The following is a 24,852-nucleotide window of genomic DNA, read 5'->3' as shown; positions in this document are numbered from 1 at the left end:
TCTATTTCATTTTACTTATCTCTTCAGTAACGACAAAAGCTAAATCATCATTGCCAAATAAAGATAATACACCTAGCAATGTATCGTTATGTATCGCTCCTGCTTCGTCTTTACCCACTGTTAATTCAATAGCTTCTTTCAAATTGTTATTTGACGACTGTGTGGGATAGGCACTCAGGTATAATTCTTCTGGATTTAGGTCATGATTAACACACCATTGGGCAAATATAAGAATCATCATATTCTCGTCATTTTGATAGTTTTCAATGATTTTACTTTCTAGCTCTTTTGAACTCATTTACAATTCTCCTTTTTAAGGTAGTTTATTTATTATAACGTATGTGGGTGCTTTTCATTTAAAAAATGTGGTTAATAAGTTATCATTCATTATGATACTAGAAATACATGTTTAAAACGAGTAAGGAGAATTATCGATGAAATTAGTATCTTGGAATGTAAATGGCATTAGGGCTTGTGTCCGTAAAGGATTTTTAGATTATTTTAATGAGGTAAACGCAGATATTTTCTGCATTCAGGAATCGAAATTACAAGAAGGACAAATCTCTTTAGAGCTGCAGAATTATCATCAATACTGGAATTATGCTTTAAAGAAAGGGTACTCTGGTACGGCGATTTTTACAAAGATGAAGCCTATTTCGGTTTCCTATGGGATAGGAAGGAATACCTCAGAGCCCGAAGGTAGGGTGATTACACTTGAATTTGATAAATTTTATTTGTTAAATGTATATACTCCTAATTCTCAGCGAGATTTAGCGCGGTTAGGCGTAAGGCTTGAATGGGAAGAAAATCTCCGAAACTATATGCTTGAATTGGACACCATCAAACCCGTAATCCTATGCGGCGACCTTAATGTAGCTCACGCGGAAATAGACTTAAAGAATCCAAAACCAAATAATGGCAACTCTGGTTTCACAGAGGAAGAACGCAAAAAGATGACCAAGCTGTTAGAAGCAGGCTTTGTCGATTCTTTTAGATATCTTTATCCTGAAAAAACAGATGCATATACATGGTGGTCCTATATGACTAAGGTTAGAGAAAGAAACATAGGGTGGCGAATAGATTATTTTATTATGTCCACTAAACTAGCAGATTTATTGAAAGATTCACAGATTCATTCGGATATTATGGGAAGTGATCATTGTCCGGTTTGTATTGAAATTAAACTATAAGAGTGGACGAAACATGAAAATAGAGATATTATTTGGGAATACTAATACTACCCTAGTTTTTTTAAGATAAGAAAGTATACAAGTTTGTACCAAGTTTTAGTGTCTAGCTCCGGGCGCCACCCGGCTCTATGGTATAAGCCAATCCGTCCGGAAGGTAAAGAACAACCTTCCAGCCGGCTTGTCTTATGCTTGACTTGCACAGGATGTGCTGATGTCGATGTTCGCCACAGGACGTGGCGGGTTTTAATCGACGCTCAGGTAGGCGGGCGCCCTGCGCTTTTCTTATAAGGAGGACAATTAATGTTAAAAGCGAAAATAAAAGAAAAGATATCGGCAGGTACTATCGAGCTTTTTAAAGAGGAAAAAGAGTTTGCAGAAAAGCATCAATTGATTACTGAGAAAAGTAACGTAGTGGAGAAAAGTTCTAATTCTCGTTTCACAGATGCCTATATTGGAAGATATGATAAAGAAACTGAAGACGTAATAGCTGAGGAGTCCTCAACATTTCTCCGTCAACCAATCGAATATCTAAAAAAGCATAAAAATGAATTTCTATACTTAGAATCTGATTGGCTTGATCTGATTGGAGTCGATGCTGTTTCACTGGAACTGGACGACGTATTTGGGACATACGGAGTGTTGTTGGGTCTAAAGCAAAAGAAAAAGGTGGAAAAGTCTCTAAAGGAAAATTTAACGAACGTATTTCAAGGTGATTCTTTAAATTATTCTTTAATGTTCGATGGTGATGAAGGCTTATGGAATCTTAATTTTGCCCTAAACTTCATTGTTGGTTTTAAAGAAGATATTTCAATCGAAGAAGCATATAATCTAATTTATGGAATGTTATTCAAACTTGTTGAAACAATCGAAGAAGCTGAGTAAATTGACACCTGAGAATGAACATTTAATTATGTTTCATTCTTTTTTTATTGTTTACTTTTTCACTTGCCTTGCATAGTTTTTTCTCCGAAACATACTTAGGACAAAAAACCTTATAAATAGGTTTGGCGGTCTTGTCTTAAATAATCAGTTTGAATTAATATCCATTTTCAAGGTAGTTTACTTGGTGTGAGGATGAAGTTAGTAACAAATTTGGCTATTTCTATGAACTAAAAAAGAACACCAAGAAATTCAGGTGTCCTGATTTCGCGATTTTAACAAATTGTAATTGATGTTTTTAATTAGTTACTTTTATAGACCTACATCATCCTCCTATTCTCCGTATGATTAATTCTCGATAGGTTGTTCTTCGCTAGGTTGACCCTCTTGTGGTTGATCTTCTGTCGGCTGTTCTTCTATTGGTTGATTCTCGATCGGTTGTTCTTCACTAGGTTGATCTTCTTGTGGTTGATCTTCTGTCGGTTGTTCTTTTGTTGGTTGATTCTCGATCGGTTGTTCTTCGCTAGGCTGATCTTCTTGTGGTTGTTCCGCCTTCAGCTGCTCTTCTTTTTGTTTAGCCAACAATGTTTGCACTGTTACAAATTTATATCCTTGCTTTTGTAGGTCATCGATGATTCTTGGTAGAGCCTCCACTGTACCATCCAAAAGGCGGACGTTAGATTGAAAGTTATGCTGTAAAACTATCCCACCAGGAGAAATTTGTTCGTGGACAATCTTTACGATTTCATCTCCTGATAAACCACTCCAATCTAGAGTATCTACTGACCACATGATGTTTCTCATTCCTATTTCATTCAAAACTCTTATATCAGCTTTTGTCAGGGCACCATATGGAGGACGAAAAACATCAGGTTTTCTTCCAACAACTTTTTGCATTTCTTGCTGTGTTGATTGTATTTCTTCCCTTACCTTTGAGGACCATGTATATCTTAAATCCGGATGGCGCCATGAGTGGTTTGCAATCCCATGCCCTTCGTTAACTATGCGTTTCATTACCTCTGGAAAACGAGTTATTTGTCGTCCAACAACAAAAAATGTTGCTGGTACTGCTTTTTCTTTTAAAATATCCAGGATCATAGGTGTATAATAGTTTTCCGGTCCATCATCAAACGTGAGAGCAACAAGCTTTTTTGCAGTAGTAGCCTGCTCTATTATATTGGGCTTTATGGAAAGATTCGTTGTAATAAATGTTCGATTAATTTCTGGATCATACCTAACATTCATCCCTAATTTTTTTGCAACATCAAGAATAGGAACAAAAGCCGTTCCATTAAACTCAATTGCTTCAGTTGAAATTGTGCCTCTTTTCCATGTACCTGTTCCTCTATCATAGTCATCTGTAAATTTTTTTCCGAGGGGTACAGCGAACTTCTTATCATTTGCTTGAAATACAACAGAACGATATTGCTCGTTCCAATCTACAAGGGATCCTGTATGCTTTAAAAAAAGGGCTGGCACGAGCAAATGTCCCTCTCTCATAATGTATTTCGTGTTAATTGGATTCTCATCAATAAAGATTGGTGCTTCTGGTAATCTTGATTCTTGAGCATGAACATTAATTGATGCCAAAGAAAGTAGTAGAATCATTAGACAGTTGCAAATATATAGCTTTTGTTTGAAAGAACCTTTTATCATAGTACAACTCCTTTTAAATTTTAATAAACAGTAGTTTTTCCTAACAACGGTTTTTTTACAAGTTTTTTTAAGAAATATCAGAAAACCTAAATAAACTCACATTTTAACCTCAAACTCCTGAGCGCCTTCAAATCTCTTGTTTTATTTTAGAAAGCTACCGCATAAATTGTACAAGTTAGCTGGTACAAGTTATATATCGCGGTAAATAAAATATGTGGAGTTGGGGAGTATTGGGAATTGGTATTTTTTTAAGTTATATTTTCTTAGGTTTAAGTTTGGCTGCACCTATTGGTCCGGTAAATTCTGCAAGATTAGATAAGGGCCTTAAAAATGGATTTTGGCATGCTTGGATAGTTGGTGCAGGATCAATGATTGCCGATGCGATTTTTATGTTACTTGTTTATTTTGGTGTTGTTCACTTTTTAGATTATCCACCGGTCCAAACGTTTCTATGGCTTTTTGGTTCATTTATTCTTTTATATAGTGGAATCGAAAGTATAATAAGTGCCAAAGATATATCTATTTCACATGACAGAAAAAAGGATAGCTTGTTTAAGTGCTTTATGACCGGATTTCTTATGTCTATTTCAAGTCCGTTGTCAATTCTTTTTTGGTTAGGAATATACGGCTCAGTTCTGGCAAAAACAGCAGCTAGTTATGGTACCAGTGAACTTCTCATGTATAGCGCAATGATTTTTATTGGGTTAACACTTTGGGATATATTTGTAGCGGGGTTAACTAGTGGCTTTAGAAAGTATTTAACTTCTACTAGTATCATAGTGATTCAAATACTTTCTGGATTATCTTTAATTGGCTTTGGTGCATATTTTGGTTATCAAGGCATTCTCGCGTTATTTGGATAATATTGTATGGCTGAACCGACAAAACCTAAGTAATAACACTTTTATATTAGAAATTTTGTAGAAGTAGGAAAATTATAATCAAATACGAATTTTCATCAATGTTCTGTTGGTATTGTTGCAGAGGAATTACTAACTAGGAGTAGCTATTCATAAAGTCTGTTCATAAATCGTTGAAGAATCAGACTTTTCTTGTGGTAATATGCTTAATTCGAAGTAATTGATTATACTCATACTTAATTGTTTTATCTAAAATAAATATTACACTAGAATAATTAATATAAATAATATTATAAATATTTAGAATATTAATATAAATTTAAAAGGATATCGCTATTATTTATAGAATATAATGTTTGAGTGTTTTATTAGAAAGCGTTTACAGCTAGTTGTCCCGAGAGGAGGAAAAAATTTGGGGATATTAGAAATTAACGATGTAACATTACGTTTTGGAGGTGTTACTGCTCTAGATCATGTTAGTTACGAGGTACAAGAAGGGGAAATTTTTTCCCTTATAGGACCAAATGGTGCTGGAAAAACCAGTATGTTGAATTGTATAAGTGGCTTATACCGTCCATCTAAAGGAACCATTTCCTTCAGAGGAGAAGAGATTACTAATTTAAAGCCCCACAAACGTACTGCGTTAGGAATTGCTAGGGCTTTTCAAAACATCGAGTTGTTCCCCCATTTGTCTGTGTTGGACAACTTGATGCTTGGACGACATGTCAGAATGAAAACAGGTGTTCTTTCAGGTGGCCTGTTCTGGGGGAAAGCTCTACGAGAAGAAATAGAGCATCGGGAGAAAGTGGAGGAAGTGATCGACTTTCTTGAAATTGAACACATCCGAAATACCCCTGTTGGCAGGTTGTCATATGGATTACAAAAACGAGTTGAAGTTGGTAGAGCGTTAGCTTTGGAGCCAGAGCTATTATTATTAGATGAACCGATGGCAGGTATGAATAGCGAAGAAAAAGAGGATATGGCTCGTTATATTATTGATATTCATGCTGTAAAAAAGACAACGATCATCTTAATTGAACATGATATGAGGGTTGTAATGGACCTTTCTGATCACATAGCTGTTCTAGACTTTGGAAAATTAATTGGGTATGGAACACCTAACCAAATTCAAAATAATCAAAAGGTAATTAATGCCTATTTAGGTGAAGATGAAGCAGGATAAAATAAGAGGGAGGAGGTATTTAATGTCCAACATGACATTTCCTCAAGTTCTAAGGGAGAAAAGTAAGTTGAATGGCTCCAAAGTTGCCTATAGGGAAAAGGACTTTGGAATATGGAATGAAGTAACATACCAAGAATACTTTGACCATGTGAAGGCGTTTAGTTTAGGTTTAGCTAAACTAGGACTAACACGGGAAGAAAAACTCGCTATTATCGGCGATAATCGTCCAGAATGGGTCATTAGTGAATTGGCCGCACAAAGCTTGGGTGGAGTGGCTGTAGGGATTTTCCAAGAGGCACTCCCTACTGAAATTGCCTATATTCTACACAACTGTGAGGCAACAATTGTTGTAGTGGAAGATCAAGAACAAGTTGATAAATTATATGAAATTAAAGAGAAGATTCCGAAGGTTAAGACGATTATCTATTATGATTCAAGAGGAATGAGAGAATATAAGGATGAAAATCTCTTTTTCTTTGATGATGTACAGGAACTTGGAAGAACTTTCGATAAAGAAGTACCCTCTTATTTTGAAAATGAAATAAACAAAGGAGTATACGAGGATACGGCTATATTATCCTATACATCGGGAACCACAGGTAACCCAAAAGGAACAATGCTTTCCTATAGGAATTTATTTGATATGGCGCGAAGTCTTTCCTCATTTGACCCCTTATCTGAAAGTGACGAATATCTTTCATTCTTACCTTTAGCTTGGATTGGGGAACAAATGATGACGATAGCGATGGGCTTATATAGCGGGATGACAATAAACTTCCCTGAAGAACCATCAACTGTGTTAGAAAATCTACGTGAAATTGGACCTCACGTTATGTTTTCACCTCCAAGAATTTACGAAGATATGGTTTCTAAATTTCAAGTTAGAATCCAAGATGCCGGTTGGCTAAAGCGAAAGGTTTATGATTGGTGCAAACCAATTGGAGAGAAAGTTGCTAGAGCAAAGTTTAATAAAGAAGAACTTTCCCTCACCACAAAAATGAAATACAAAGTCGCGGATTACTTTTTGTTTAGTGCAATTAAAGACCACTTAGGTTTATTGCGTGTTAAACGTGCTTATACCGGTGGGGCACCACTCGGACCAGATGTCTTTACATTTTTCCATAGTATCGGGGTAAATGTTAAAAGTATATATGGACAGACCGAGGTATCAGGAATCGCGATTGTTCATCGCGATGGGGATATTAAGCTTGATAGTGTTGGAATTCCTATTCCTGGAACAGAAGTGAAGGTATCAGACAAAGGTGAAGTGCTTATTAGAAGTTCTAGTGTATGCAAAGGATACTACAACAATGAACAATCCACTGCAGAAACAATTGAAAATGGATGGCTTCATACTGGAGATGCTGGCCGATTAGATGAAGAAGGGCACCTATACATTATTGACAGGTTAAAGGATGTTATCAGATTAAAAACCGGCGAAATGTTTTCACCCCAATTTATTGAGAATAAATTGAAGTTTAGCCCATATATTCAAGAGGCTGTTGCAACAGGTAGGGATCGTCCTTATGTAACTGCAATTATTAATATAGATATGGAGAATGTTGGTAGATGGGCAGAGAAAAACCAAATTGGCTACACAACGTATACGGATCTTTCATCAAAGGCTAAAGTTCTAGAATTGATCCAGGAACAGGTAAATGGAGTTAATCAGACTTTACCAGAAAAAGCTCGGATTAAAAAGTTTGTGCTTCTTTACAAAGAACTAGATGCAGATGATGAAGAATTAACTCGTACGAAAAAAGTCCGGAGACAATTTGTTGCTAAGAAATATGAGAAATTAATTGAAGGAATTTACTCTGAAAATAACCAGATCGATGTTGAAGGCCGTATTAGGTATCGGGATGGGAATGAACAATTGATTCAAACTACACTTCGCGTAATCTTTATGGACGAAGGAGAGGGGGCAGCTTAATGACGTTTTTTTTACAGATGTTAGTTACGGGAATAGTTGTAGGTAGTGTGTACGCACTTGTTGCCCTAGGCTTTGTATTAATCTATAAATCTAGTGATGCAATAAATTTTGCCCAGGGTGAATTTTTATTAGTGGGTACATATGTCTGTCTTACACTAATTACAGCATACAATATTCCATTTATAGCAGCAGTACTAATCGCACTCATATTTAGCGCCATTCTTGGTTTTGTGATTGAGCGAATAGTTCTAAGGCCTTTTATAGGAGAACCAGTCATTTCGATGATCATGGCGACCATTGGTCTATCAAGTGTATTAGCCGGTGTCGTACATATTTTATGGGGAAATGAAACTCGTGTATTTCCAAAAATATTTTCAGAAGAGCCTGTTCAGTTTGTGGGAGTAGTGGTTGCTCCAGTTTATCTTTGGTCACTTGTAATAGTCGTTTTCATGCTTCTTATTTTCACATTGTTTTTTAAGTATTCAAAGCTTGGAATTGCAATGCGGGCGACAGCAGATGATCAACAAGCAGCTATGTCAATGGGGATTAGTGTGAAAACGATATTTGCTGTCGCATGGGCAATTGCAGCGATTGTTTCAGCGGTAGGAGGGATTTTACTTGGAAACATAAATGGGGTTAATGCTTCTTTGTCAGCAATTGGGTTAAAGGTATTACCTGTGGCTATTCTAGGCGGGCTAGACAGTATTCCTGGTGCAATTGTCGGGGGATTAATCATTGGAATCATTGAGAGCATGACAGGTGGATATTTAGATCCGTTAACAGGTGGTGGTTTAAAAGAAGTTATGCCATTTGTGCTTTTAGTGTTCATTCTTATGTTTAAACCATACGGCTTGTTCGGTAAAAAAGAAATTGAGAGGGTGTAAAAAATGCGAAATCCATTCGTAATGGATTGTGGTGAATTCCATGTTAACTATAAACAAGACACGAGTATTTGGAAAATTACCCGAGTAAGAATGCGGATTTTCGCTATTGTAGCTTTGTTTGCAGTTTTCCCTTTCATTTCTTCGGAGTATGTAGTGGGAATAGCCACATTATGTGGAATAGCGGCGATTGGTGCAATCGGGCTAAATATTTTGACAGGTTTTACAGGACAAATTTCAATTGGAGTAGGTGCGTTTTTAGGAGTTGGCGGGTATACATCTGCTGTCTTAACGGCTAAGGTCGGATTGAGTTTTTGGGCTGCAATGCCAATGGCAGGACTTATTACTGCCATTGTAGGTGCTCTATTTGGGATACCATCACTACGTTTAAAAGGTCTATATTTAGCAATTGCAACCTTGGCTGCACAAGTGATAATTTTGTTTGTCATTTCAAGATGGGACAGTTTAACTGGTGGTACTGCAGGGCTAGTCCTACCAAGGCCTAGTATTGGTAGCTTTGTATTTGCAAGTGAAACTAGCTATTATTACTTAATGTTTTTCGTTTTATTATTTACTACCATATTTACACTAAACCTCTTTAGGTCTCGAGTCGGGCGTGCGTTTATCGCTATAAGGGATCGTGATATTGCGGCTGAAGTAATGGGGATTGATATATTTAAATTTAAGTTGCTCGCATTCTCAATTAGCTCATTTTTCGTTGGTGTCGCAGGTGCTTTATTAGGACACTATACGATGATAGTTAGTCCAGAACTGTATAGTATTACTGTTTCAATCGAATTCCTGGCAATGATTCTAGTAGGTGGGTTAGGTAGTGTCTTTGGCTCTATTTATGGAGCTGTATTTATTACGTTATTACCAATCTTTCTTCGTTCTGCAATTGATGTGATCAGCGGAATAATTCCGGAAATAGCCAGTGTTTTAATTGGGCTCAAAGAAGTAGTGTTTGGGTTAGTCATTATCTTATTCCTTATATATGAGCCAGAAGGACTGGCGAAAATATGGAAGAATATAAAGGATTACTTTAAGCTTTGGCCGTTTTCTTATTAATTGTAAGATGAGAGCTAACTAAAAAAGGATAAAAAGGGGGAGAAGTATGAGAAAAAATCGGTTTTTAGTATTCGTTATGGTGTTAGTGCTTAGTATAATTGCAGGCTGCTCAGGTGGTGAGGAAGCTTCTGGTGATGAAAAAGGAACGATTAAAATTGGTGGACTATTTGATTTGACTGGAGGAACTGGTGATGTAGGAACGCCATATGCAGAAGGTGAAAAAGCATACTTTGAATTTTTAAGCACACAAGGTTTAGTAAATGGATACAAATTAGAATTAATTGGTGAGGACTATGCTTATAAGATTCCTGAAGCACAAAAGCTTTATCAAAAGTATAAATCAAAAGATAAGGTTTCTGCTATTTTAGGTTGGGGTACTGGTGATACGGAAGCACTTCGTCAATTAGTTGCAGCAGATAAATTACCGTTCATTTCTGCTTCTTATTCAGAAAACCTTAAAAATATCGATGAAAGTCCATATAACTTCTTGACAGCGGCATCATATTCAGACCAAGCACGTTCTGCGTTGAAGTGGATAAAGGATAATCATAGTGGTGGAGACCCTACTGTTGCTCTCCTTTATAATGATACAGCATTCGGTAAATCACCAATTCAAGATGCGAAGGATTTTGCGAAGGAAATTGGTATCGAAGTGGTTGATGAGCAGGTTGTAGATTTAAGTGCGTTAGATGCAACATCACAATTACTAAATATGGAAAAGAAAAATCCAGACTATGCAATTATTCAACAAACTTGGGGTGCGACAGCAACTATCTTGAAGGATGCAAAAAAATTAGGTATTGATACACAATTTATCGGTTTAAACTGGGCAACAGGTGAAGGACTTCTTCCTATTGCAGGTGACGCTGCAGAAGGTTTTATCGGAGTTGTTACACATGCCTTCCCATATGAAGACCTACCTGGCATGGCTGAGATAAAGGATTATTTAGAAAGTAAAGGTGAGAAGTTAGAGGATAAAGATCAAAAATTCGTTCAAGGCTGGGTAGCTGCAAAGATTATGGTGGAAGGAATTAAGCTTGCGGATGATCCAACAACTGGTGAGGGAATTCGAAAAGGGTTAGAAAAGCTTAAAAATCTTGACTTAGGTGGATTGGCTGCACCAGTAACATTTACAGCAGATAATCATGCTGGAACGAATCAAATACGTTTAGCCGAAGTTAAAAACGGTAAATTTGAAATCTTTACAGACTATATTGGTTATTAAATGAGCAGGGGGGAGTATTTTATCCCCCATTCTTACAAAAATAGAACGTCTATATTCTTATTCAAGAGTATAACGCTAATTTGAGCTTCTTAGATAGGGGGGTACTTTGTGCTTACATTAAACAATGTTGAGGTTGTGTATGACCGTGTTATTTTAGTATTAAAAGGCTTGTCGATGGTTGTACCAAAGGGAAAAATTGTTGCCCTATTAGGTAGCAATGGTGCTGGAAAAACAACGACTTTAAAAGCCATTTCAGGGCTTTTAAAAAGTGAAAATGGGGAAGTAACAGATGGCTTTATTGAGTTAAATGATGAGCGAATTGATAAAAACGGGGCCGATATGATTGTTAAAAAAGGTATTTTTCAATGTATGGAAGGCCGGCGTGTCTTTGAGCATTTATCAATTGAAGATAATTTAATAGCTGGGGCCCATACACGTAAAGACCGTAAAAATATTAAAGACGATATTCAAAAGGTTTATAACTATTTTCCTAAACTAGAAATGCTAAAGCATCGTCAAGCAGGTTATTTATCTGGCGGAGAACAGCAAATGTTAGCAATTGGTAGGGGAATAATGGCAAAGCCAAGTGTATTGCTATTGGATGAGCCCTCACTTGGGCTTGCACCACTTCTAGTAAAAGAGATCTTTTCTATCATAAAGAAAATCAATGAAGAAGAAGGAACCACTATTTTAGTAGTTGAACAAAACGCTAAGGTTGCCTTATCGATTGCACACTATGGCTATATTATGGAGAATGGGCGAATCGTTATGGAAGGCGAGGTCGAAAAGCTATTAACGAATCAAGATGTTCGTGAATTTTATCTTGGTATAGGCGATAAAGGTGCAAAAAGCTATAAAGATATAAAATCTTATAAAAGACGAAAGAGGTGGCTCTAATTGTCATCCATTCAAGAAATGGTTTCTTATGCATTCGAACATGCAGAGGGCTTTAAAAAACTTATGTTACATGCTGGATTATCTCCGGAGGAAATATCGTCAGAGTCAGACCTAGAAAAAATACCTGTTCTTAAAAAAGATAGGTTACCAGAGCTACAAAGTGATTTTTCTCCGTTTGGTGGGTTTTCGACGATCCCCTCTTCTAAGATGGCAAGAATTTTCATGTCACCGGGCCCTATTTATGACCCTCAAACAAAGGAAGATGATTTTTGGAGATTTTCAGAGGCTCTAGAAGCTGCAGGCTTTGACGAAGGTGATATAGTGCAAAATACCTTTTCATATCATTTATCTCCGGCAGGGTTTATGTTCGATTCCGCCCTTCGGAAATTAGGAGCAACGGTTATTCCAGCTGGTACGGGAAACAGGGAATTGCAAATTCAAGTGATGAAAGACCTTCAGGTAACTGGCTATGTTGGTACACCGAGCTTCTTTGCTATTTTACTAGATGCAGCTGTGGAAAAAGGGTGGACCATTGGTAATGAACTTGTCGTTAATAAAGTATTTTTTACGGCAGAAATGACCACATCGGAAATGAGAAGAAAATGTTCTGAACATGGAATCCAGGTTTATGAAGGGTATGGAACGGCAGATTGTGGTTGTATTGCGTTTGAAGATAAAATAGGTCCTGGATTAAAGGTGACAGAATCAGCTATTGTTCAGATTTGTGATCCTCACTCTGGTGAAACGGTAAAAAGTGGGGAGGGAGAAATAGTAGTAACCTTGTTTGATAAAAGCTATCCTCTGATCCGCTTTGGCACAGGCGACCTATCATGTTGGGTGGATGGGTATGAAGGTAAGCGAATTGAAGGTATTCTTGGTAGAGTAAGTGATGGTGTAAAAGTAAAAGGGATGTTCGTTAGGGAGAAACAGCTTGCTGCTGTATTAGAAAGTGAAGGACTCCGTTCATTTCAGGCAATTGTTACGAGAAGTGGTAATCAAGACCAATTGGAAATAACCATAGAATCTAATAATGAGCTCAATGACGAGCTAGTCTCCAGACTACAAGATGTAATTCGTGTAACCCCTGTCATTAAAAGGGTTAGCATTGGCTCAATCAATAAAAGTGAAAAACTACTAGTTGACCAACGAAAGTTTACATAGTCATTTGAGTGATAAGGTACGTATTGTACCTTATCATTTTTTCCTGTTTAGAATTAATAAATGGGGTTAGAGAATCTATAACCCTGTAAAATGGTATCCTTTTCCTTTTATTTCTTTAATTAATTCAGGTAGTACATCAGCTGTTTGTTTTAATTCATGCAGTAGGATGATGGCTCCATCTTCTAAATGATCTGTTACATTTGTGATTATTTTTTCTGGCTCGTTTTTTAGCTCCCAGTCCAAAGAAGCAATTTTCCACATAATAGGTGTTAAGTGAAGTGCTTTTGCGACCGAAATAGTATCAGTATTATATTGACCAAATGGTGGACGGAAGAATTTAACTTTCTTCTTTGTAATGTTTTCGATATGGGTAACACTATTAGCTATATCGTGAAATTGTTTGTCATAAGTTAAATTTGTTAAATTAAGGTGTTTCGTAGAATGGGTACCAATTTCATGGCTTTCACTCAACACTCTTTCCCAGGGACGTTCCGCAAAAAGCAATTTTGACTGCCAAAAAAAGGTAGCAGGGACGTTTTCTGCATATAATACATCAAGTATTCGCGGTAAGAGTTTACTAGGTCCATCATCAAAGGTTAATACCACCGACTTTTTATGTTGTGTCTTAACCGTTGTGACGACATTGGAATCAGTTGAGTCGTACACGACTCGATTTATAACCACTCATGGGCTTTTTAACATAACAAAGCACTCCTTTATTTGTGCTTGCTTTTTTTGTACTAAGAAAGAAAGCATGAAAATTTTGTAACTAGGTTTAGTGTCTAGCTCCGGGCGCCGTGCTTTAATTTAAGACATAAGATCTTCTATGTGCCCCATACGTATCAACATAGGCTTCTTCACTGAATTCCTCTGGTTTCCCATCAAAAATTAATTCTCCATTTTTTAAAGCAAGGATTCTAGTAGCATATTGTTTTGCGAGTGTAACATCATGTACATTTATAACGGTTAATAATTTATGGCGTTGATGTAGTTCTTGTAGTAATGTGAAAATGAGATTGGCTGTTCCAGGATCGAGACTTGCTACAGGCTCATCACCAAGAAAAACTCTCGGCTCCTGTAGTAATGCTCTTGCAATACCAACCCTTTGTTTTTGTCCACCACTTAATTGTTCTATTCTTCGCTCTATAAAATCGGAAAGTCCTACATCAGCTATCACTTGTTTAGCCTGGGCTATTTCTTCCTTTGTAAACCATCCAACCAAATTCTTAAATGTGTTCCGATAACCAAACATACCTGTAAGGGCATTTTGTAGAACAGTTAAGCGGGGGATAAGGTTAAAATGCTGAAAAATCATTCCCATTTCCCTACGAACTTTTCGCTCTTCTTCTGAATTCATGCTTGATAATGGCTTCCGATCCCAATAGACATCCCCATTGGTTGGTTTTTGTAATCCATTCATGCAACGGATAAGAGTTGATTTTCCAGCTCCACTTTTCCCTAAAATACAAACAAATTCTCCCTCTTTGAGCGTGAGATTCATCGCTTTTAGTGCTTGATTATTAGTTCCCGGGTAACGAACAGATACATTTTTTAGCTCGATCATATACTCTGCTCCTTTTAGATTAGGCTGGTTTCATAAAATTTGGTGCTTTTTTAATACCTTTTATATAAGTCTCTAGAAACTTAGTTTTGTGGTATCTTTTTTTGACATTTTAAATATATATTCGCTTATTGTTTTCATTTGCAGAAAAGGGGCTAAATTACTTTATTTCTAACATAACTGCCGAAAAAATCAACCATGACAACAATGATCATAATGATTAGTACATCAAGCGAGACAGAAGAGTATTGAAAGGTTTTAAAATCATTAAATAGACGTTGGCCAATACCACCACCACCTATAAACCCAAGTATTAGTGATGTACGAATCGCTACTTCAAATCGGTAGAAATAATGTGACAAGACGTTTGGCCAAATTTGTGGGATGATACTAAAAATTGATGCAAGCCAATTTTTAGCTCCTACTGCTCTCATTGCCTCATGTGGGCCTGGTTCAGCAGATTCTACTAATTCTGAAATCAATTTGCCGAGTACGCCAATATTGTGGAACATAATAGCTAAAACAGCAGGGAAGGGACCAAGACCAAGTGCTGTTAATAATATTAAACCAAACACAATTTCAGGGATTGATCGAACAAAGCTTAAACCAACCCTAGATGTGTGAAATAGTAGGTTCGATGGTGATGTATTGCGGGCAGCCATAAAGCTTATAGGAAGTGCAATTATAAGTCCAAAAAAGCTACCAAGGAACGCCATTGCTAATGTTTCAAAACTGTCCTCAAGCATCTTAGGTAACGCAGAGAAGTTCATCGGAAACCATTGTGATAGAAAGTCAATCATATTTCTGAAATCTCTAAATTTTGAAAGGTCAAATTCTGTTAACTTCATGCTTATAGAGACCGCAATAGTCAGCAGAATGATGGTAAAGATACTACGACGTTTAAACCACACTTTTAATCAGCTCTATTCGTTAATAATTCCCTGTTTAATTGCAGCTTGCCTTATACTTTCATAATCTTGGTTTGAGGCAGTTGTAAAACCGGTCGCACCAAATGCAGCTACAATTTCTTCGTCCTCAATGGCTATAAATGAATCTTGTAGTTGTTTTATTGTATCTGGATCGGTATCCTTAGAAACAGCCCATGGATATTGGAATAATTTCTCAGATTCCCAGATTATTTTAAATTGATCACCATCAATCTTTCCTGATTCAACAAGCTGATTATAAATTGCACTATCAATCGCGCCTGCATCAACTTGCTTATTTTGAACCGATAAAGCAGTAGCGTCATGGGAACCTGTGAATCGAACTGTATTAAAAGCATATTCATCAACAGATTCGTAAACACCTCTGTCTTGTAGTTCAATTGACGGGATAAGAGAGCCTGAAGTCGAGTTGATATCACCAAATGCAAAATCAGTTTCACTAGCATTATTTACCAATTCTTCAATCGAATTCAATGGATTGTCTTTGTGTGTAATAATATATGAATGGTAAAATGGTTCACCATCTATTAATTGAGTAATAATAGCCTGCGCTCCGCTTTTTTCATTTGCCACGACATATGTTAATGGACCGAAAAAGGCCATATCGATTTTGTCATAATTCATTGCCTCAACAACACCGTTATAATCTGGATAAACTTCAACAGATACATTACGATCTAAATCCTTAGATAATATAGATTGCAATTTATCCATTGCACCTTCCATTGATCCTTCAGTTTGTGAGGGAATAACGCCAATTGTGAAGGTCTCTTCTTCCGTTTGAGTTGGTTCATTGTTTTCTGTTGAATTATCCTCACTGCAGGCTGCTAAAAATAGGGTTAGAAATAATGTGAAGATAATTAAAAAAATTTTTTTCATCGTCATTTCTCCTCTTCAAATGAAAATTGGACTGTATTAACCCTTGACAAATACCTAATAAAGCCGATTACTCTTATTTGAAAAAAGGACTCTGTTCGAGTCCTTTTAGTTTACTCTAATACACCCAGGCGCCTCATTTGTTACTTCTCCAATAATGGAAGAAGGGACATTTTTCTCGTGAAGTCTGCGCTGTAGTCCTTCAGCTTCAGCCTCAGGTACAGAGATAAGTAGTCCTCCAGATGTAATCGCATCACAAAGGATCAGCTGATCAATCTCACTAATACTAGGATCATATTCAATTCTTCCTGAAAGCCACTTATGATTCTTTCTAGTTCCACCTGGAATAATATTTTGTTCTGCAAGCTCTTTTGTTCTAGGTAAAATAGGAACGTCCTTACTATTAATTGTAACGCCAACTTTACTACCTTCAGCTAATTCAATCGTGTGTCCAAGTAATCCAAAACCAGTCACATCCGTACAAGCATTTACATTGAAGTCTTCCATTGCTTCAGCAGCATCTTTGTTTAAGGTTGCCATTAGAGTCATTACATTATCTAGATCTTCTTTTTCTAATAAGTCTTTTTTTATGGCAGTTGTTAGAATTCCAACACCAATTGGCTTTGTTAAAATGAGGCGGTCACCAGGTTTTGCACCAGCGTTTGATCGAATTCTGTCAGGATGAACAATTCCAGTTACGGATAAACCAAACTTTGGCTCTTGATCATCAATGGAGTGTCCACCAACCAAGGCAGCACCTGATTCTCTAACCTTGTCTGCAGCGCCAACGAGTATTTGAGCTAAAATACTCTTATCAAGAGTACTTATTGGAAAGCCAACAATATTCATTACAGTGATCGGTTTTCCGCCCATGGCGTATACATCGCTTAATGAATTTGCAGCGGCTATTTGTCCAAACATATAGGGATCATCAACAATAGGTGTGAAAAAATCTAATGTTTGTACGAGAGCAGTGTCTTCGTTTATTTTATACACACCAGCATCATCTGATGTATCTAAACCGACAAGTAGATTTGGATCTGGTATAGCTTTTGGTAAATGACGCAGAACTTGCGTCAGGTCCTCAGGACCAATTTTGCATCCTCAACCACCTTTAGTTGATAAAGAAGTTAACTTAACAATCTCTTCTTTTTTAGACATATAACTCACTCCTTCTTACACTATATGAAAAATTCTTTGGGAGTAATGAAAACGAACATGATAAGGGACCTCTCATTAGGTTATATTGAAGTTAAATCTGAATAAATGTGCGCGTATTATTTTTGCGCATATTTATAGATTTTCACTAATGTATCAATTTCGTAAGAATTCGAATGATATTTAGCAATATAACTCTGGGCATACTCTCCAAGATTTTCTCTTACTTCGTTATTATTAACTAATTGCGCTGCATAATCAAGAAATTCGATCGGTTTACTATAAACAAAGCCAGTTTCTTTATGTGCTACAAGACTTAAGTTTCCTTCATTCGCTGAAACTAAAACAGGTAACCCATAGCCCATTGCTTCAATAATGGCAGTTGACTGACCTTCTGAAAAGGAGGTGTTAAGCATCGCGTCAGCATTCCTATAGATAGCGCCCATACTTTTATGTGGGACTTGTCCTATATATTGTACCCACTCCTTGTTTTTTTCAACTAAATCCTCTACAAGTTTACCTTCATCCTCTTCAATTATAGGACCTACGATTAAAAGGCGAATATGTGGGTATTTTTCGTATAGAGTCGTAAGCATATTGATTGCAAATGGAATGTTTTTTACTTTCCTTATCCCAGCGGGGAGAACAAATAAAAACGTGTTAGCTTCTTTGTTAATCGCTAAATCTGTATCATTAAGTTCACTTGTCCCTTGGGGTATTACGTATATTTTTTCTGCGACAGAGGGTACTTCTTTTGTCAACAAATTCTTTGCATTGTCGTTAAAGACGTGGATAACCTTTGCCTGTGTAACCGATTTAATCACATCCGCACGTTTATGGCTATCAAATAAATCATGATTCAAATCTGTGCCTGTAATGGTTAACACATACGATTCAATCGGGTCTTCTAGCCCTTCAATAAACTTAAAAAAGCGATAGGCATGAAAGCCATGAACCACATCTGCACGTGGTAAAGTACGTATCTTATGGTCTTCTGTTACTGAAATAATTTCCGTTTCAATCTTTTGATTTTCCAATTTATCCGCAATGCGCTGAACAGTTACAGTGTTTCCGCGCGGTTGATGAAAATTGGGTGTTACTAATACAACCTTCATACTGTCACTCCTACTAAAAAACTGTGTCACCCTGCATTTTAGAGTGTGTGTAAATTATCACAGATTTATTTGTCGTTGTCACTTAGAAAGATTGGATTTTTCAAGGGGTTTAAATGATGCATGGTCAAAAAAATTGGTGGTAATTATTACCTTAACTAAGAAAGTCTCTTATGTAGTTTGATCATCACATTTACTATGCTTATTCGTTGATTATCTTTTTATGTGTTAGAAAAAGAGAACAAAAATTATCTAAAGATTTCGGTTTAAAAAGTATGGGTAATGGACTCTGTCGAAGGAAAAATAAGTGATGCAGAATTTGGTCAGAGGTTTCTTTTAGTATTAAAGAGCCAAGTCAAGTTTATACATGAAACTTGACTTGGCTCTTTTCAATTAAACCTTAACTGTGTCATTACCAGATCATAAAAAGCCACAAAAATAGTGACATTTCTGACAAACCGATCAACTCAGCTCTAAGGCTGCTGTTTACAAAATTTGACTTAAAAATCTCTGAGTCCGCTCATGTTTAGGAGCATTAAAGATTTCATCCGGATGTCCTTCTTCTATTATATTACCGTCAGCAAGCATGATCACACGGTCAGCGACTTCTTTTGCAAATCCCATTTCATGAGTGACGATTACCATCGTCATTCCTTCTTTTGCTAAATCCTTCATGACTTGTAGTACTTCTCCAACAAGTTCAGGGTCTAGTGCAGATGTCGGTTCATCGAATAGCATGACTTTTGGTTCCATTGCCAGTGCTCTTGCAATGGCGACACGCTGTTTTTGGCCGCCAGATAATTGATCGGGGTAGAAGCTTGCTTTATCCACTAGTCCCACTTTTTCTAATAGTTTCATAGCCTTCGAACTAGCATCAGCTTTTGATTCACCTTTTACAAAAATAGGGGCTTCAGTAATATTTTCAAGCACTGTTTTATGTGGAAATAGATTAAAATGTTGAAATACCATTCCGACTTTTTCTCGGACTTTATTCAATGAAGTTTTAACAGGATTCACTTTTTCAGAGTCAATAGTGATCTCACCACCTTGTGCTAACTCTAGAAAGTTCACACAACGGAGTAGGGTACTTTTACCAGAACCACTGGCACCTATTAACACAACAACTTCTTTTTCCTCTATGTCTAGGTCGATACTTTTTAAGACTTGAAGGTCACCAAAGGACTTGGATAAATTTTTAATACTAATCATGCGATTTTTGCCTCCTTTGGTTTACTTACGTCCATCTTTTTCTCGATGCGATTAGCAATTCTTGTGAAGATGAGAACAATAACTAAGTAATAAAGTCCTACAACAAAATAGGTTTCAAATGGCATATAGTTTTCACCCTGAACACTTAATGCGGTACTATACAAATCGGTTACAGCAATATATGCGACCAAGGATGAATCCTTTAAACCAATAATAAATTGATTAGCAAGTGGGGGAATGGATCTTTTAAAAGCTTGTGGAAAAATAATCCTTCTCATCGCAAGAGAATAAGGCATTCCCAAGGATCTAGCAGCTTCCATTTGACCCCGATCAATTGATTGCACCGATCCTCTGAAAATCTCAGCTATATACGCACCCGTGTGGATACCTAGTGCCAATGCACCTGCTGTAAAACTATCTAATGTAACAATATTTGCAATACCATAATATAAAAACATAATCTGGACAATTAGCGGTGTACCTCGGATAACTCCGATGTAAAGATCTGCGATCCGATTTAAAAGCTTATTAGTAGATAATTTAAAACCAGCAACGATGATTCCGATAACCGTTGCAATGAGAAGGGAAACAATAGTGATTGATATAGTCATCCATGATGCTTTTAAGAATGAAAGACCATGTTCGTTTATGATGCCGATGATATTTTGCATAAAAGTCATGATGTCTTATAAAACCTCCTTAGATGATGTTTAGTTATGTTTAAAGGGTCAAACACCCTTCCCGAAAAACAGAAACGAACAAGGTAAAGCTTGTCCTATCTGTTTTAAGAATGGGGAAGGGGTCTGACCCTTTCAAAGAAAGATAAGAAAGGATATATAAAATTTTACCTAGTTTTATTGTCTAGAGCCCCGGTGCCGTGAGCTTTTCTAATCCCTCTTAACTATTGTTTATCCATAATATTTTCGTTGAACCATTTCATACTAATTTCTTCATATGTTCCATCGTCAATCATAGATTGAATTGCTTCGTTAATCTTTTCTGCTAGTTCTGTGTTGCCATCATTTATAGCTACACTTACACGGTCCTCGTTTAATAGATCGCCAATTGCTTTTATTTCTAAGCCCTTTTCGTTTTTAGCATTTACCCCAACAATTTTATCAGTGATTACAGCGTCTAAGCGACCTAATGCCAGATCTTGAAGCGCATTTACATCACTTGGGTATCCCTTTACACTATCTGATAGCTCATCAGCCATGTCCTTCCAAGTACTTGATTGAATAACTCCAATCGTTTTACCTGCTAAATCTTCTTTTGATAGAATGTCATTATTACCTTCAGCAACGAAAATTTGAGCCCCTGATAGGTAGTAAGGGTTTGTAAAGTCAACCTGTTCATCACGTTCAGGAGTAGCAGTCATACTCCCGATAATGGCATCATATTTATTTGCTTTTAATCCTTGAATGATTGTTTCCCATGGGTTAGTAACAGGGTTTGCTTCAAGACCAATTCGTTTGGCGATCTCTGTCCCAATTTCTACATCAAATCCTGTTAACTGTCCGTCTTTCTTAAAATTTAACGGTGGATATAATCCACTCATAGCAAACGTTAATGAACCATCTTTTACTAGATTTAAGTTTCCATTTTCTTCGTTCCCCGTGCTTACACTTTCTTTAGTGCCGCAAGCCGATAAGATGATAAGACATGCAGCAATTACCATTACAATTCTTTTTTTCATTTTGTTTTCCCCCTTTGTTGTAAATAAAAAACACCGTCTAAATTGAATAGACGGTGTAGTGTTAACCCTCATTCCAAAAGCTCGTGAAGATAGTTCTCCACAATTCAAGTGAATTGTGACAGTGCTGCATCTATTTGAACGCAGCCCCAGCTCTCTGAAAAGAAAGTGATTTCAGAAGCTTCGGCGATTTATCCTTTTTCCTATTTTCATAGAATTCACTCATTCTCGAATAGGATACTGATATAAACCGCGACCTCTACCTCATCAAGCTTTTAAAGATGAGGATTTATGTATTTAGTTTATTGAAACAAATCTTATTATATAAAAGCCTTTTTATGATTGCAACCATAATTTTATTGGATTTATAACCCAGTAAAAAACACTTGACGTATATTTAGATTCTGAGATACATTTTTGTACAATACTAATTTACTAGAAAAGGGTGTCAAATTCTATGTTGGAATGTCGTAACGACGTATTAGCTTTTACAAAACAACTCGTGAATATAGAAAGTATTGTTAACACGGATGGAGAGAAAGTAATTGCCCATTCTTTATACACCTTAATTTCTTCTTTTCCATATTTTACAAAACATTCTTCTTACATAACAATGGAACAAACGATTAATGATGATCGTGAACGTTACAATGTACTAGCGTTTGTAAAAGGTACTAAAGGTACTAGTAATCGAACAGTTATTTTAATGGGGCATATGGACACAGTTGGGATAGATGACTTTAACCAATTAAAAGACCAGGCATGTTCTCCAGACGAATTGATGGAGGCACTTCACCATGAAGAACTTCCATCGTTGGCAAGAGAACATTTACACTCAGGTGACTGGTTATTTGGACGTGGCGTACTCGATATGAAAAGCGGAGTAGCTAGTCATCTTTATCTCATAAAATATTACTCTGAACATCCAGAAGAATTAGACGGAAACATCGTTCTCTTAGCAGAATGTGACGAGGAAGATAGCTCCCATGGTGTGCTTTCCGCATTAAAAACGTTAAAAACCTGGAAAGAAGAGCATCTTTTTGAATATGTGGCTGCAATAAATGCAGATTTTGTGTCACCACGTTTTGAAGGGGATACAAATCGCTATATTTATAAGGGGACTGTTGGTAAGCTTCTTCCGTCTTTCTTTATTACTGGGGCAGAAACCCATGTAGGCTCATGTTTTGAAGGATTGGACCCAAACTTTCTTGCAGCTGAATTAACAAAACAAATTAATTATAACCCGGAACTATCAAATGAAGCTTTCGGTGAGACGACGGTTCCACCAGTCTCATTAAAACAAACAGATTTAAAACCATCTTATACTGTACAAACAGCCTTGTCTGCCTATGTATATTATAACTTTTTCATTCATTCATGGTCACCAAAAGATGTAATAATAAAGTTGAAGGATCAAGCAACAATAGCATTTAACAATGCCCTCTCCTCATTTGACGAAAGATATAGGCAGTATTGTGCTATGAGTGGTGAACCTTATAGAAATTTACAGTGGGGACCAAGAGTTCTTACTTACGAGGAAATGGAAGAAATGCTGATTGCTGAAAATGGGGATTTGTTCATCACTCATATCAATCAGTTTAAAAAGACACTTTTACTAGATACGGAACTAGATACACGAATGTTTGCAGCAAGAGTGGTTGAAGAGGCTTGGAAATGGATGAAGGATAAAAACCCTGCGATTATTTTATTTTATTCATCCCTTTATTCTCCAAGGATAGAGCTTACCGGCAAAAACAGCTATGAACAAGCGTTAATCGCTGCTTTGGATCAAGCAGTGGAAACTGTTCAACCAATCTATGATTTTCCAATTGTAACAAGAAACTTTTTCCCTTATATTTCTGATATGAGCTTTGTAGCGCTAAGTGATGATGATGAGGGTATAAAGGCTGTTTCTAAAAATAACCCTGGTTGGGGGACTAAACATTATGTGGAGTATCAAGATATTCGTGAATTAAATGTGCCCGTTATAAATATAGGTCCTTATGGGGTGGATGCTCATAAGAAACTAGAAAGAATGGAAATGAAATATTCGCTAGAAGTGGTTCCTAATTTAACGAATAATGTTATTCAAAATCTATTAAAATAATATTTAAAATGGAGGGTTGGTCTGATGTTCAGGCTAGCTCTTATTTAATTTGTAGCATGTGCCCGTTAACGCACGGGGAAAAGCGACACGGTAACCAAGAGAGTGATCAGGTGCCCGTTTTTTCGTGAAAATCTAAAAACGGTAACCAAGAGAGTGATCAGGTGCCCGTTTTCTGAAGAAAAGCTAAAAACGGTAATCAAAAGAGTGATCAGGTGCCCGTTTTCTGAAGAAAAGCTAAAAACGGTAACCAAAAGAGTGATCAGGTGCCCGTTTTCTGAAGAAAAGCTAAAAACGGTAACCAGAAAAGTGATCAGATGCCCGTTTTCTGAAGAAAAGCTAAAAACGGTAACCAAGAGAGTGATCAGGTGCCCGTTTTCTGAAGAAAAGCTAAAAACGGTAATCAAAAGAGTGATCAGGTGCCCGTTTTCTGAAGAAAAGCTAAAAACGGTAACCAAAAGAGTGATCAGGTGCCCGTTTTCTGAAGAAAAGCTAAAAACGGTAACCAGAAAAGTGATCAGATGCCCGTTTTCTGAAGAAAAGCTAAAAACGGTAACCAAGAGAGTGATCAGGTGCCCGTTTTCTGAAGAAAAGCTAAAAACGGTAATCAAAAGAGTGATCAGGTGCCCGTTTTCTGAAGAAAAGCTAAAAACGGTAACCAAAAGAGTGATCAGGTGCCCGTTTTCTGAAGAAAAGCTAAAAACGGTAACCAAAAGAGTGATCAGATGCCCGTTTTCTGAAGAAAAGCTAAAAACGGTAACCAAGAGAGTGATCAGATGCCCGTTTTCTGAAGAAAAGCTAAAAACGGTAACCAAAAGAGTGATCAGATGCCCGTTTTTCACTTTGTGTTGATCCTTAAAAGGAATTATTAATCGATAAGGCGAATACAGTAAAGATGTAACTTTTTGGAGGTAAATCAAATGACAATGAATGTAACGCAGAGTGAAATACCAGTTATTAAAACATCGAACTTTGTACTAAGAGGAATGACAGTAGATGATGCTGAAAATATGTTTGAATCCATGTGTGATAAAGCAATGATGAAATATATTACTTCAGAAGCTATTAGAAAAATTTGGTTTCCATAAAGAAGGTGTAGTACGGCAAACCGACTTCGATGGAACTAGATTTCAGGACACGGTTGTATATTCATTATTACATTCGGAATATATGAAATAGTTAATCGTATTGTAGGCAACAAGTACTATGCTTACCCGAGATTACATTTTACCCAAATAAGTTAACCCTGATCCGATTAG

General features: G+C 36.8%; 24 protein-coding genes and 1 riboswitch. Of the genes, 13 read left to right on the top strand and 11 right to left on the bottom strand.

The window, feature by feature from the left end; translation table 11 throughout:
- Position 1 precedes the first annotated feature (1 nt).
- A complete protein-coding gene (locus PY093_RS02325; RefSeq protein ID WP_275644261.1) occupies positions 2-298 on the bottom strand; it encodes a hypothetical protein in 297 nt (98 codons plus the stop codon).
- Between the two features lie 136 nt (positions 299-434).
- Between PY093_RS02325 and PY093_RS02320 the strand changes: the two genes are divergently transcribed.
- Together PY093_RS02320 and PY093_RS02315 are read left to right on the top strand one after the other, a co-directional pair.
- Positions 435-1,190, top strand: a complete 756-nt coding sequence (locus PY093_RS02320) for an exodeoxyribonuclease III (RefSeq protein ID WP_275644260.1) — start codon at positions 435-437, stop codon at positions 1,188-1,190.
- Between the two features lie 300 nt (positions 1,191-1,490).
- Positions 1,491-2,072, top strand: a complete 582-nt coding sequence (locus PY093_RS02315; protein ID WP_275644259.1) for a branched-chain amino acid aminotransferase — start codon at positions 1,491-1,493, stop codon at positions 2,070-2,072.
- A 345-nt stretch (positions 2,073-2,417) separates the two neighbouring features.
- Here PY093_RS02315 and PY093_RS02310 read toward each other — a convergent pair whose 3' ends face one another.
- A complete protein-coding gene (locus tag PY093_RS02310; RefSeq protein WP_275644258.1) occupies positions 2,418-3,725 on the bottom strand; it encodes a polysaccharide deacetylase family protein in 1,308 nt (435 codons plus the stop codon).
- A gap of 230 nt (positions 3,726-3,955) precedes the next feature.
- Here PY093_RS02310 and PY093_RS02305 point away from each other — a divergent pair, with 230 nt between their 5' ends.
- The 8 genes from PY093_RS02305 (at position 3,956) to PY093_RS02270 (ending at position 12,933) form a co-directional block, all read left to right on the top strand.
- Complete coding sequence (locus PY093_RS02305) at positions 3,956-4,588, top strand: LysE family transporter (RefSeq protein ID WP_275644257.1); 633 nt, start codon at positions 3,956-3,958, stop codon at positions 4,586-4,588.
- A gap of 409 nt (positions 4,589-4,997) precedes the next feature.
- Complete coding sequence (locus PY093_RS02300) at positions 4,998-5,768, top strand: ABC transporter ATP-binding protein (RefSeq protein WP_275644256.1); 771 nt, start codon at positions 4,998-5,000, stop codon at positions 5,766-5,768.
- A gap of 22 nt (positions 5,769-5,790) precedes the next feature.
- Positions 5,791-7,701: an AMP-binding protein gene (locus tag PY093_RS02295; RefSeq protein WP_275644255.1), complete on the top strand. Its 1,911-nt coding sequence runs from the start codon at positions 5,791-5,793 to the stop codon at positions 7,699-7,701.
- Entirely contained in the window at positions 7,701-8,585 is an 885-nt protein-coding gene (locus PY093_RS02290; protein ID WP_275644254.1) for a branched-chain amino acid ABC transporter permease, read from the top strand. The genes PY093_RS02295 and PY093_RS02290 overlap by 1 nt, the downstream gene beginning before the upstream one ends.
- Positions 8,586-8,588: 3 nt before the next feature.
- On the top strand, positions 8,589-9,650 hold the full coding sequence (locus PY093_RS02285; RefSeq protein ID WP_275644253.1) for a branched-chain amino acid ABC transporter permease: 1,062 nt from the start codon (positions 8,589-8,591) through the stop codon (positions 9,648-9,650).
- Between the two features lie 46 nt (positions 9,651-9,696).
- Entirely contained in the window at positions 9,697-10,875 is a 1,179-nt protein-coding gene (locus PY093_RS02280; protein WP_275644252.1) for an ABC transporter substrate-binding protein, read from the top strand.
- A gap of 108 nt (positions 10,876-10,983) precedes the next feature.
- Entirely contained in the window at positions 10,984-11,772 is a 789-nt protein-coding gene (locus PY093_RS02275) for an ABC transporter ATP-binding protein (protein ID WP_275644251.1), read from the top strand.
- A complete protein-coding gene (locus tag PY093_RS02270; protein ID WP_275644250.1) occupies positions 11,773-12,933 on the top strand; it encodes a phenylacetate--CoA ligase family protein in 1,161 nt (386 codons plus the stop codon).
- Between the two features lie 75 nt (positions 12,934-13,008).
- On the opposite strand, the gene PY093_RS02265 is transcribed toward PY093_RS02270, so the two are convergent.
- The 9 genes from PY093_RS02265 to PY093_RS02225 form a co-directional block, all read right to left on the bottom strand.
- Positions 13,009-13,617: a polysaccharide deacetylase family protein gene (locus tag PY093_RS02265; RefSeq protein ID WP_275644249.1), complete on the bottom strand. Its 609-nt coding sequence runs from the start codon at positions 13,615-13,617 to the stop codon at positions 13,009-13,011.
- Between the two features lie 118 nt (positions 13,618-13,735).
- Positions 13,736-14,497 (bottom strand): phosphonate ABC transporter ATP-binding protein, encoded by a 762-nt coding sequence (gene phnC, locus PY093_RS02260; protein ID WP_275644248.1) that lies wholly within the window; start codon positions 14,495-14,497, stop codon positions 13,736-13,738.
- 152 nt (positions 14,498-14,649) lie between these two features.
- Positions 14,650-15,405, bottom strand: coding sequence for a phosphonate ABC transporter, permease protein PhnE (gene phnE, locus PY093_RS02255; protein WP_275644247.1), 756 nt, complete (start codon positions 15,403-15,405; stop codon positions 14,650-14,652).
- Positions 15,406-15,417: 12 nt separating this feature from the next.
- On the bottom strand, positions 15,418-16,320 hold the full coding sequence (gene phnD, locus PY093_RS02250; protein WP_275644246.1) for a phosphate/phosphite/phosphonate ABC transporter substrate-binding protein: 903 nt from the start codon (positions 16,318-16,320) through the stop codon (positions 15,418-15,420).
- Positions 16,321-16,425: 105 nt separating this feature from the next.
- Positions 16,426-17,478, bottom strand: a complete 1,053-nt coding sequence (selD, locus tag PY093_RS02245; RefSeq protein ID WP_275644245.1) for a selenide, water dikinase SelD — start codon at positions 17,476-17,478, stop codon at positions 16,426-16,428.
- A 116-nt stretch (positions 17,479-17,594) separates the two neighbouring features.
- Positions 17,595-18,590 carry a glycosyltransferase family 4 protein gene (locus PY093_RS02240; protein WP_275644244.1) on the bottom strand — a complete coding sequence of 332 codons (996 nt, stop codon included), beginning with the start codon at positions 18,588-18,590 and terminating at the stop codon, positions 17,595-17,597.
- 483 nt (positions 18,591-19,073) lie between these two features.
- Positions 19,074-19,796: an amino acid ABC transporter ATP-binding protein gene (locus PY093_RS02235; RefSeq protein ID WP_275644243.1), complete on the bottom strand. Its 723-nt coding sequence runs from the start codon at positions 19,794-19,796 to the stop codon at positions 19,074-19,076.
- Positions 19,793-20,476, bottom strand: coding sequence for an amino acid ABC transporter permease (locus PY093_RS02230; RefSeq protein WP_275644242.1), 684 nt, complete (start codon positions 20,474-20,476; stop codon positions 19,793-19,795). Before PY093_RS02230 ends, PY093_RS02235 begins: the two co-directional genes overlap by 4 nt.
- Before the next feature lie 221 nt (positions 20,477-20,697).
- Positions 20,698-21,492, bottom strand: a complete 795-nt coding sequence (locus PY093_RS02225; protein ID WP_275644241.1) for an ABC transporter substrate-binding protein — start codon at positions 21,490-21,492, stop codon at positions 20,698-20,700.
- Between the two features lie 82 nt (positions 21,493-21,574).
- Positions 21,575-21,759: riboswitch (Lysine riboswitch) on the bottom strand.
- A 187-nt stretch (positions 21,760-21,946) separates the two neighbouring features.
- Between PY093_RS02225 and PY093_RS02220 the strand changes: the two genes are divergently transcribed.
- From PY093_RS02220 to PY093_RS02210, 3 genes are all read left to right on the top strand, one after another.
- Complete coding sequence (locus tag PY093_RS02220) at positions 21,947-23,596, top strand: M20/M25/M40 family metallo-hydrolase (protein ID WP_275644240.1); 1,650 nt, start codon at positions 21,947-21,949, stop codon at positions 23,594-23,596.
- Positions 23,597-23,698: 102 nt separating this feature from the next.
- A complete protein-coding gene (locus PY093_RS02215) occupies positions 23,699-24,445 on the top strand; it encodes a hypothetical protein (RefSeq protein WP_275644239.1) in 747 nt (248 codons plus the stop codon).
- Positions 24,446-24,513: 68 nt separating this feature from the next.
- On the top strand, positions 24,514-24,681 hold the full coding sequence (locus tag PY093_RS02210) for a GNAT family N-acetyltransferase (protein ID WP_275644238.1): 168 nt from the start codon (positions 24,514-24,516) through the stop codon (positions 24,679-24,681).
- Positions 24,682-24,852 lie beyond the last annotated feature (171 nt).

The organism is Cytobacillus sp. S13-E01, assembly GCF_029193815.1.
In the GTDB taxonomy this organism is placed as follows: Bacteria; Bacillota; Bacilli; order Bacillales; family Bacillaceae_L; genus Bacillus_BV.
This window is presented reverse-complemented; position numbering and strand designations above follow the sequence as displayed.

Bases quoted from the DNA above. Each gene is read 5' to 3' on its own strand.
- PY093_RS02325 (WP_275644261.1), bottom strand. From the start codon at position 298: ATGAGTTCAAAAGAGCTAGAAAGTAAAATCATTGAAAACTATCAAAAT.
- PY093_RS02320 (WP_275644260.1), top strand. From the start codon at position 435: ATGAAATTAGTATCTTGGAATGTAAATGGCATTAGGGCTTGTGTCCGT.
- PY093_RS02315 (WP_275644259.1), top strand. From the start codon at position 1,491: ATGTTAAAAGCGAAAATAAAAGAAAAGATATCGGCAGGTACTATCGAG.
- PY093_RS02310 (WP_275644258.1), bottom strand. From the start codon at position 3,725: ATGATAAAAGGTTCTTTCAAACAAAAGCTATATATTTGCAACTGTCTA.
- PY093_RS02295 (WP_275644255.1), top strand. From the start codon at position 5,791: ATGTCCAACATGACATTTCCTCAAGTTCTAAGGGAGAAAAGTAAGTTG.
- PY093_RS02290 (WP_275644254.1), top strand. From the start codon at position 7,701: ATGACGTTTTTTTTACAGATGTTAGTTACGGGAATAGTTGTAGGTAGT.
- PY093_RS02285 (WP_275644253.1), top strand. From the start codon at position 8,589: ATGCGAAATCCATTCGTAATGGATTGTGGTGAATTCCATGTTAACTAT.
- PY093_RS02280 (WP_275644252.1), top strand. From the start codon at position 9,697: ATGAGAAAAAATCGGTTTTTAGTATTCGTTATGGTGTTAGTGCTTAGT.
- phnC (WP_275644248.1), bottom strand. From the start codon at position 14,497: ATGATCGAGCTAAAAAATGTATCTGTTCGTTACCCGGGAACTAATAAT.
- phnD (WP_275644246.1), bottom strand. From the start codon at position 16,320: ATGAAAAAAATTTTTTTAATTATCTTCACATTATTTCTAACCCTATTT.
- PY093_RS02240 (WP_275644244.1), bottom strand. From the start codon at position 18,590: ATGAAGGTTGTATTAGTAACACCCAATTTTCATCAACCGCGCGGAAAC.
- PY093_RS02235 (WP_275644243.1), bottom strand. From the start codon at position 19,796: ATGATTAGTATTAAAAATTTATCCAAGTCCTTTGGTGACCTTCAAGTC.
- PY093_RS02230 (WP_275644242.1), bottom strand. From the start codon at position 20,476: ATGACTTTTATGCAAAATATCATCGGCATCATAAACGAACATGGTCTT.
- PY093_RS02225 (WP_275644241.1), bottom strand. From the start codon at position 21,492: ATGAAAAAAAGAATTGTAATGGTAATTGCTGCATGTCTTATCATCTTA.
- PY093_RS02220 (WP_275644240.1), top strand. From the start codon at position 21,947: ATGTTGGAATGTCGTAACGACGTATTAGCTTTTACAAAACAACTCGTG.
- PY093_RS02210 (WP_275644238.1), top strand. From the start codon at position 24,514: ATGACAATGAATGTAACGCAGAGTGAAATACCAGTTATTAAAACATCG.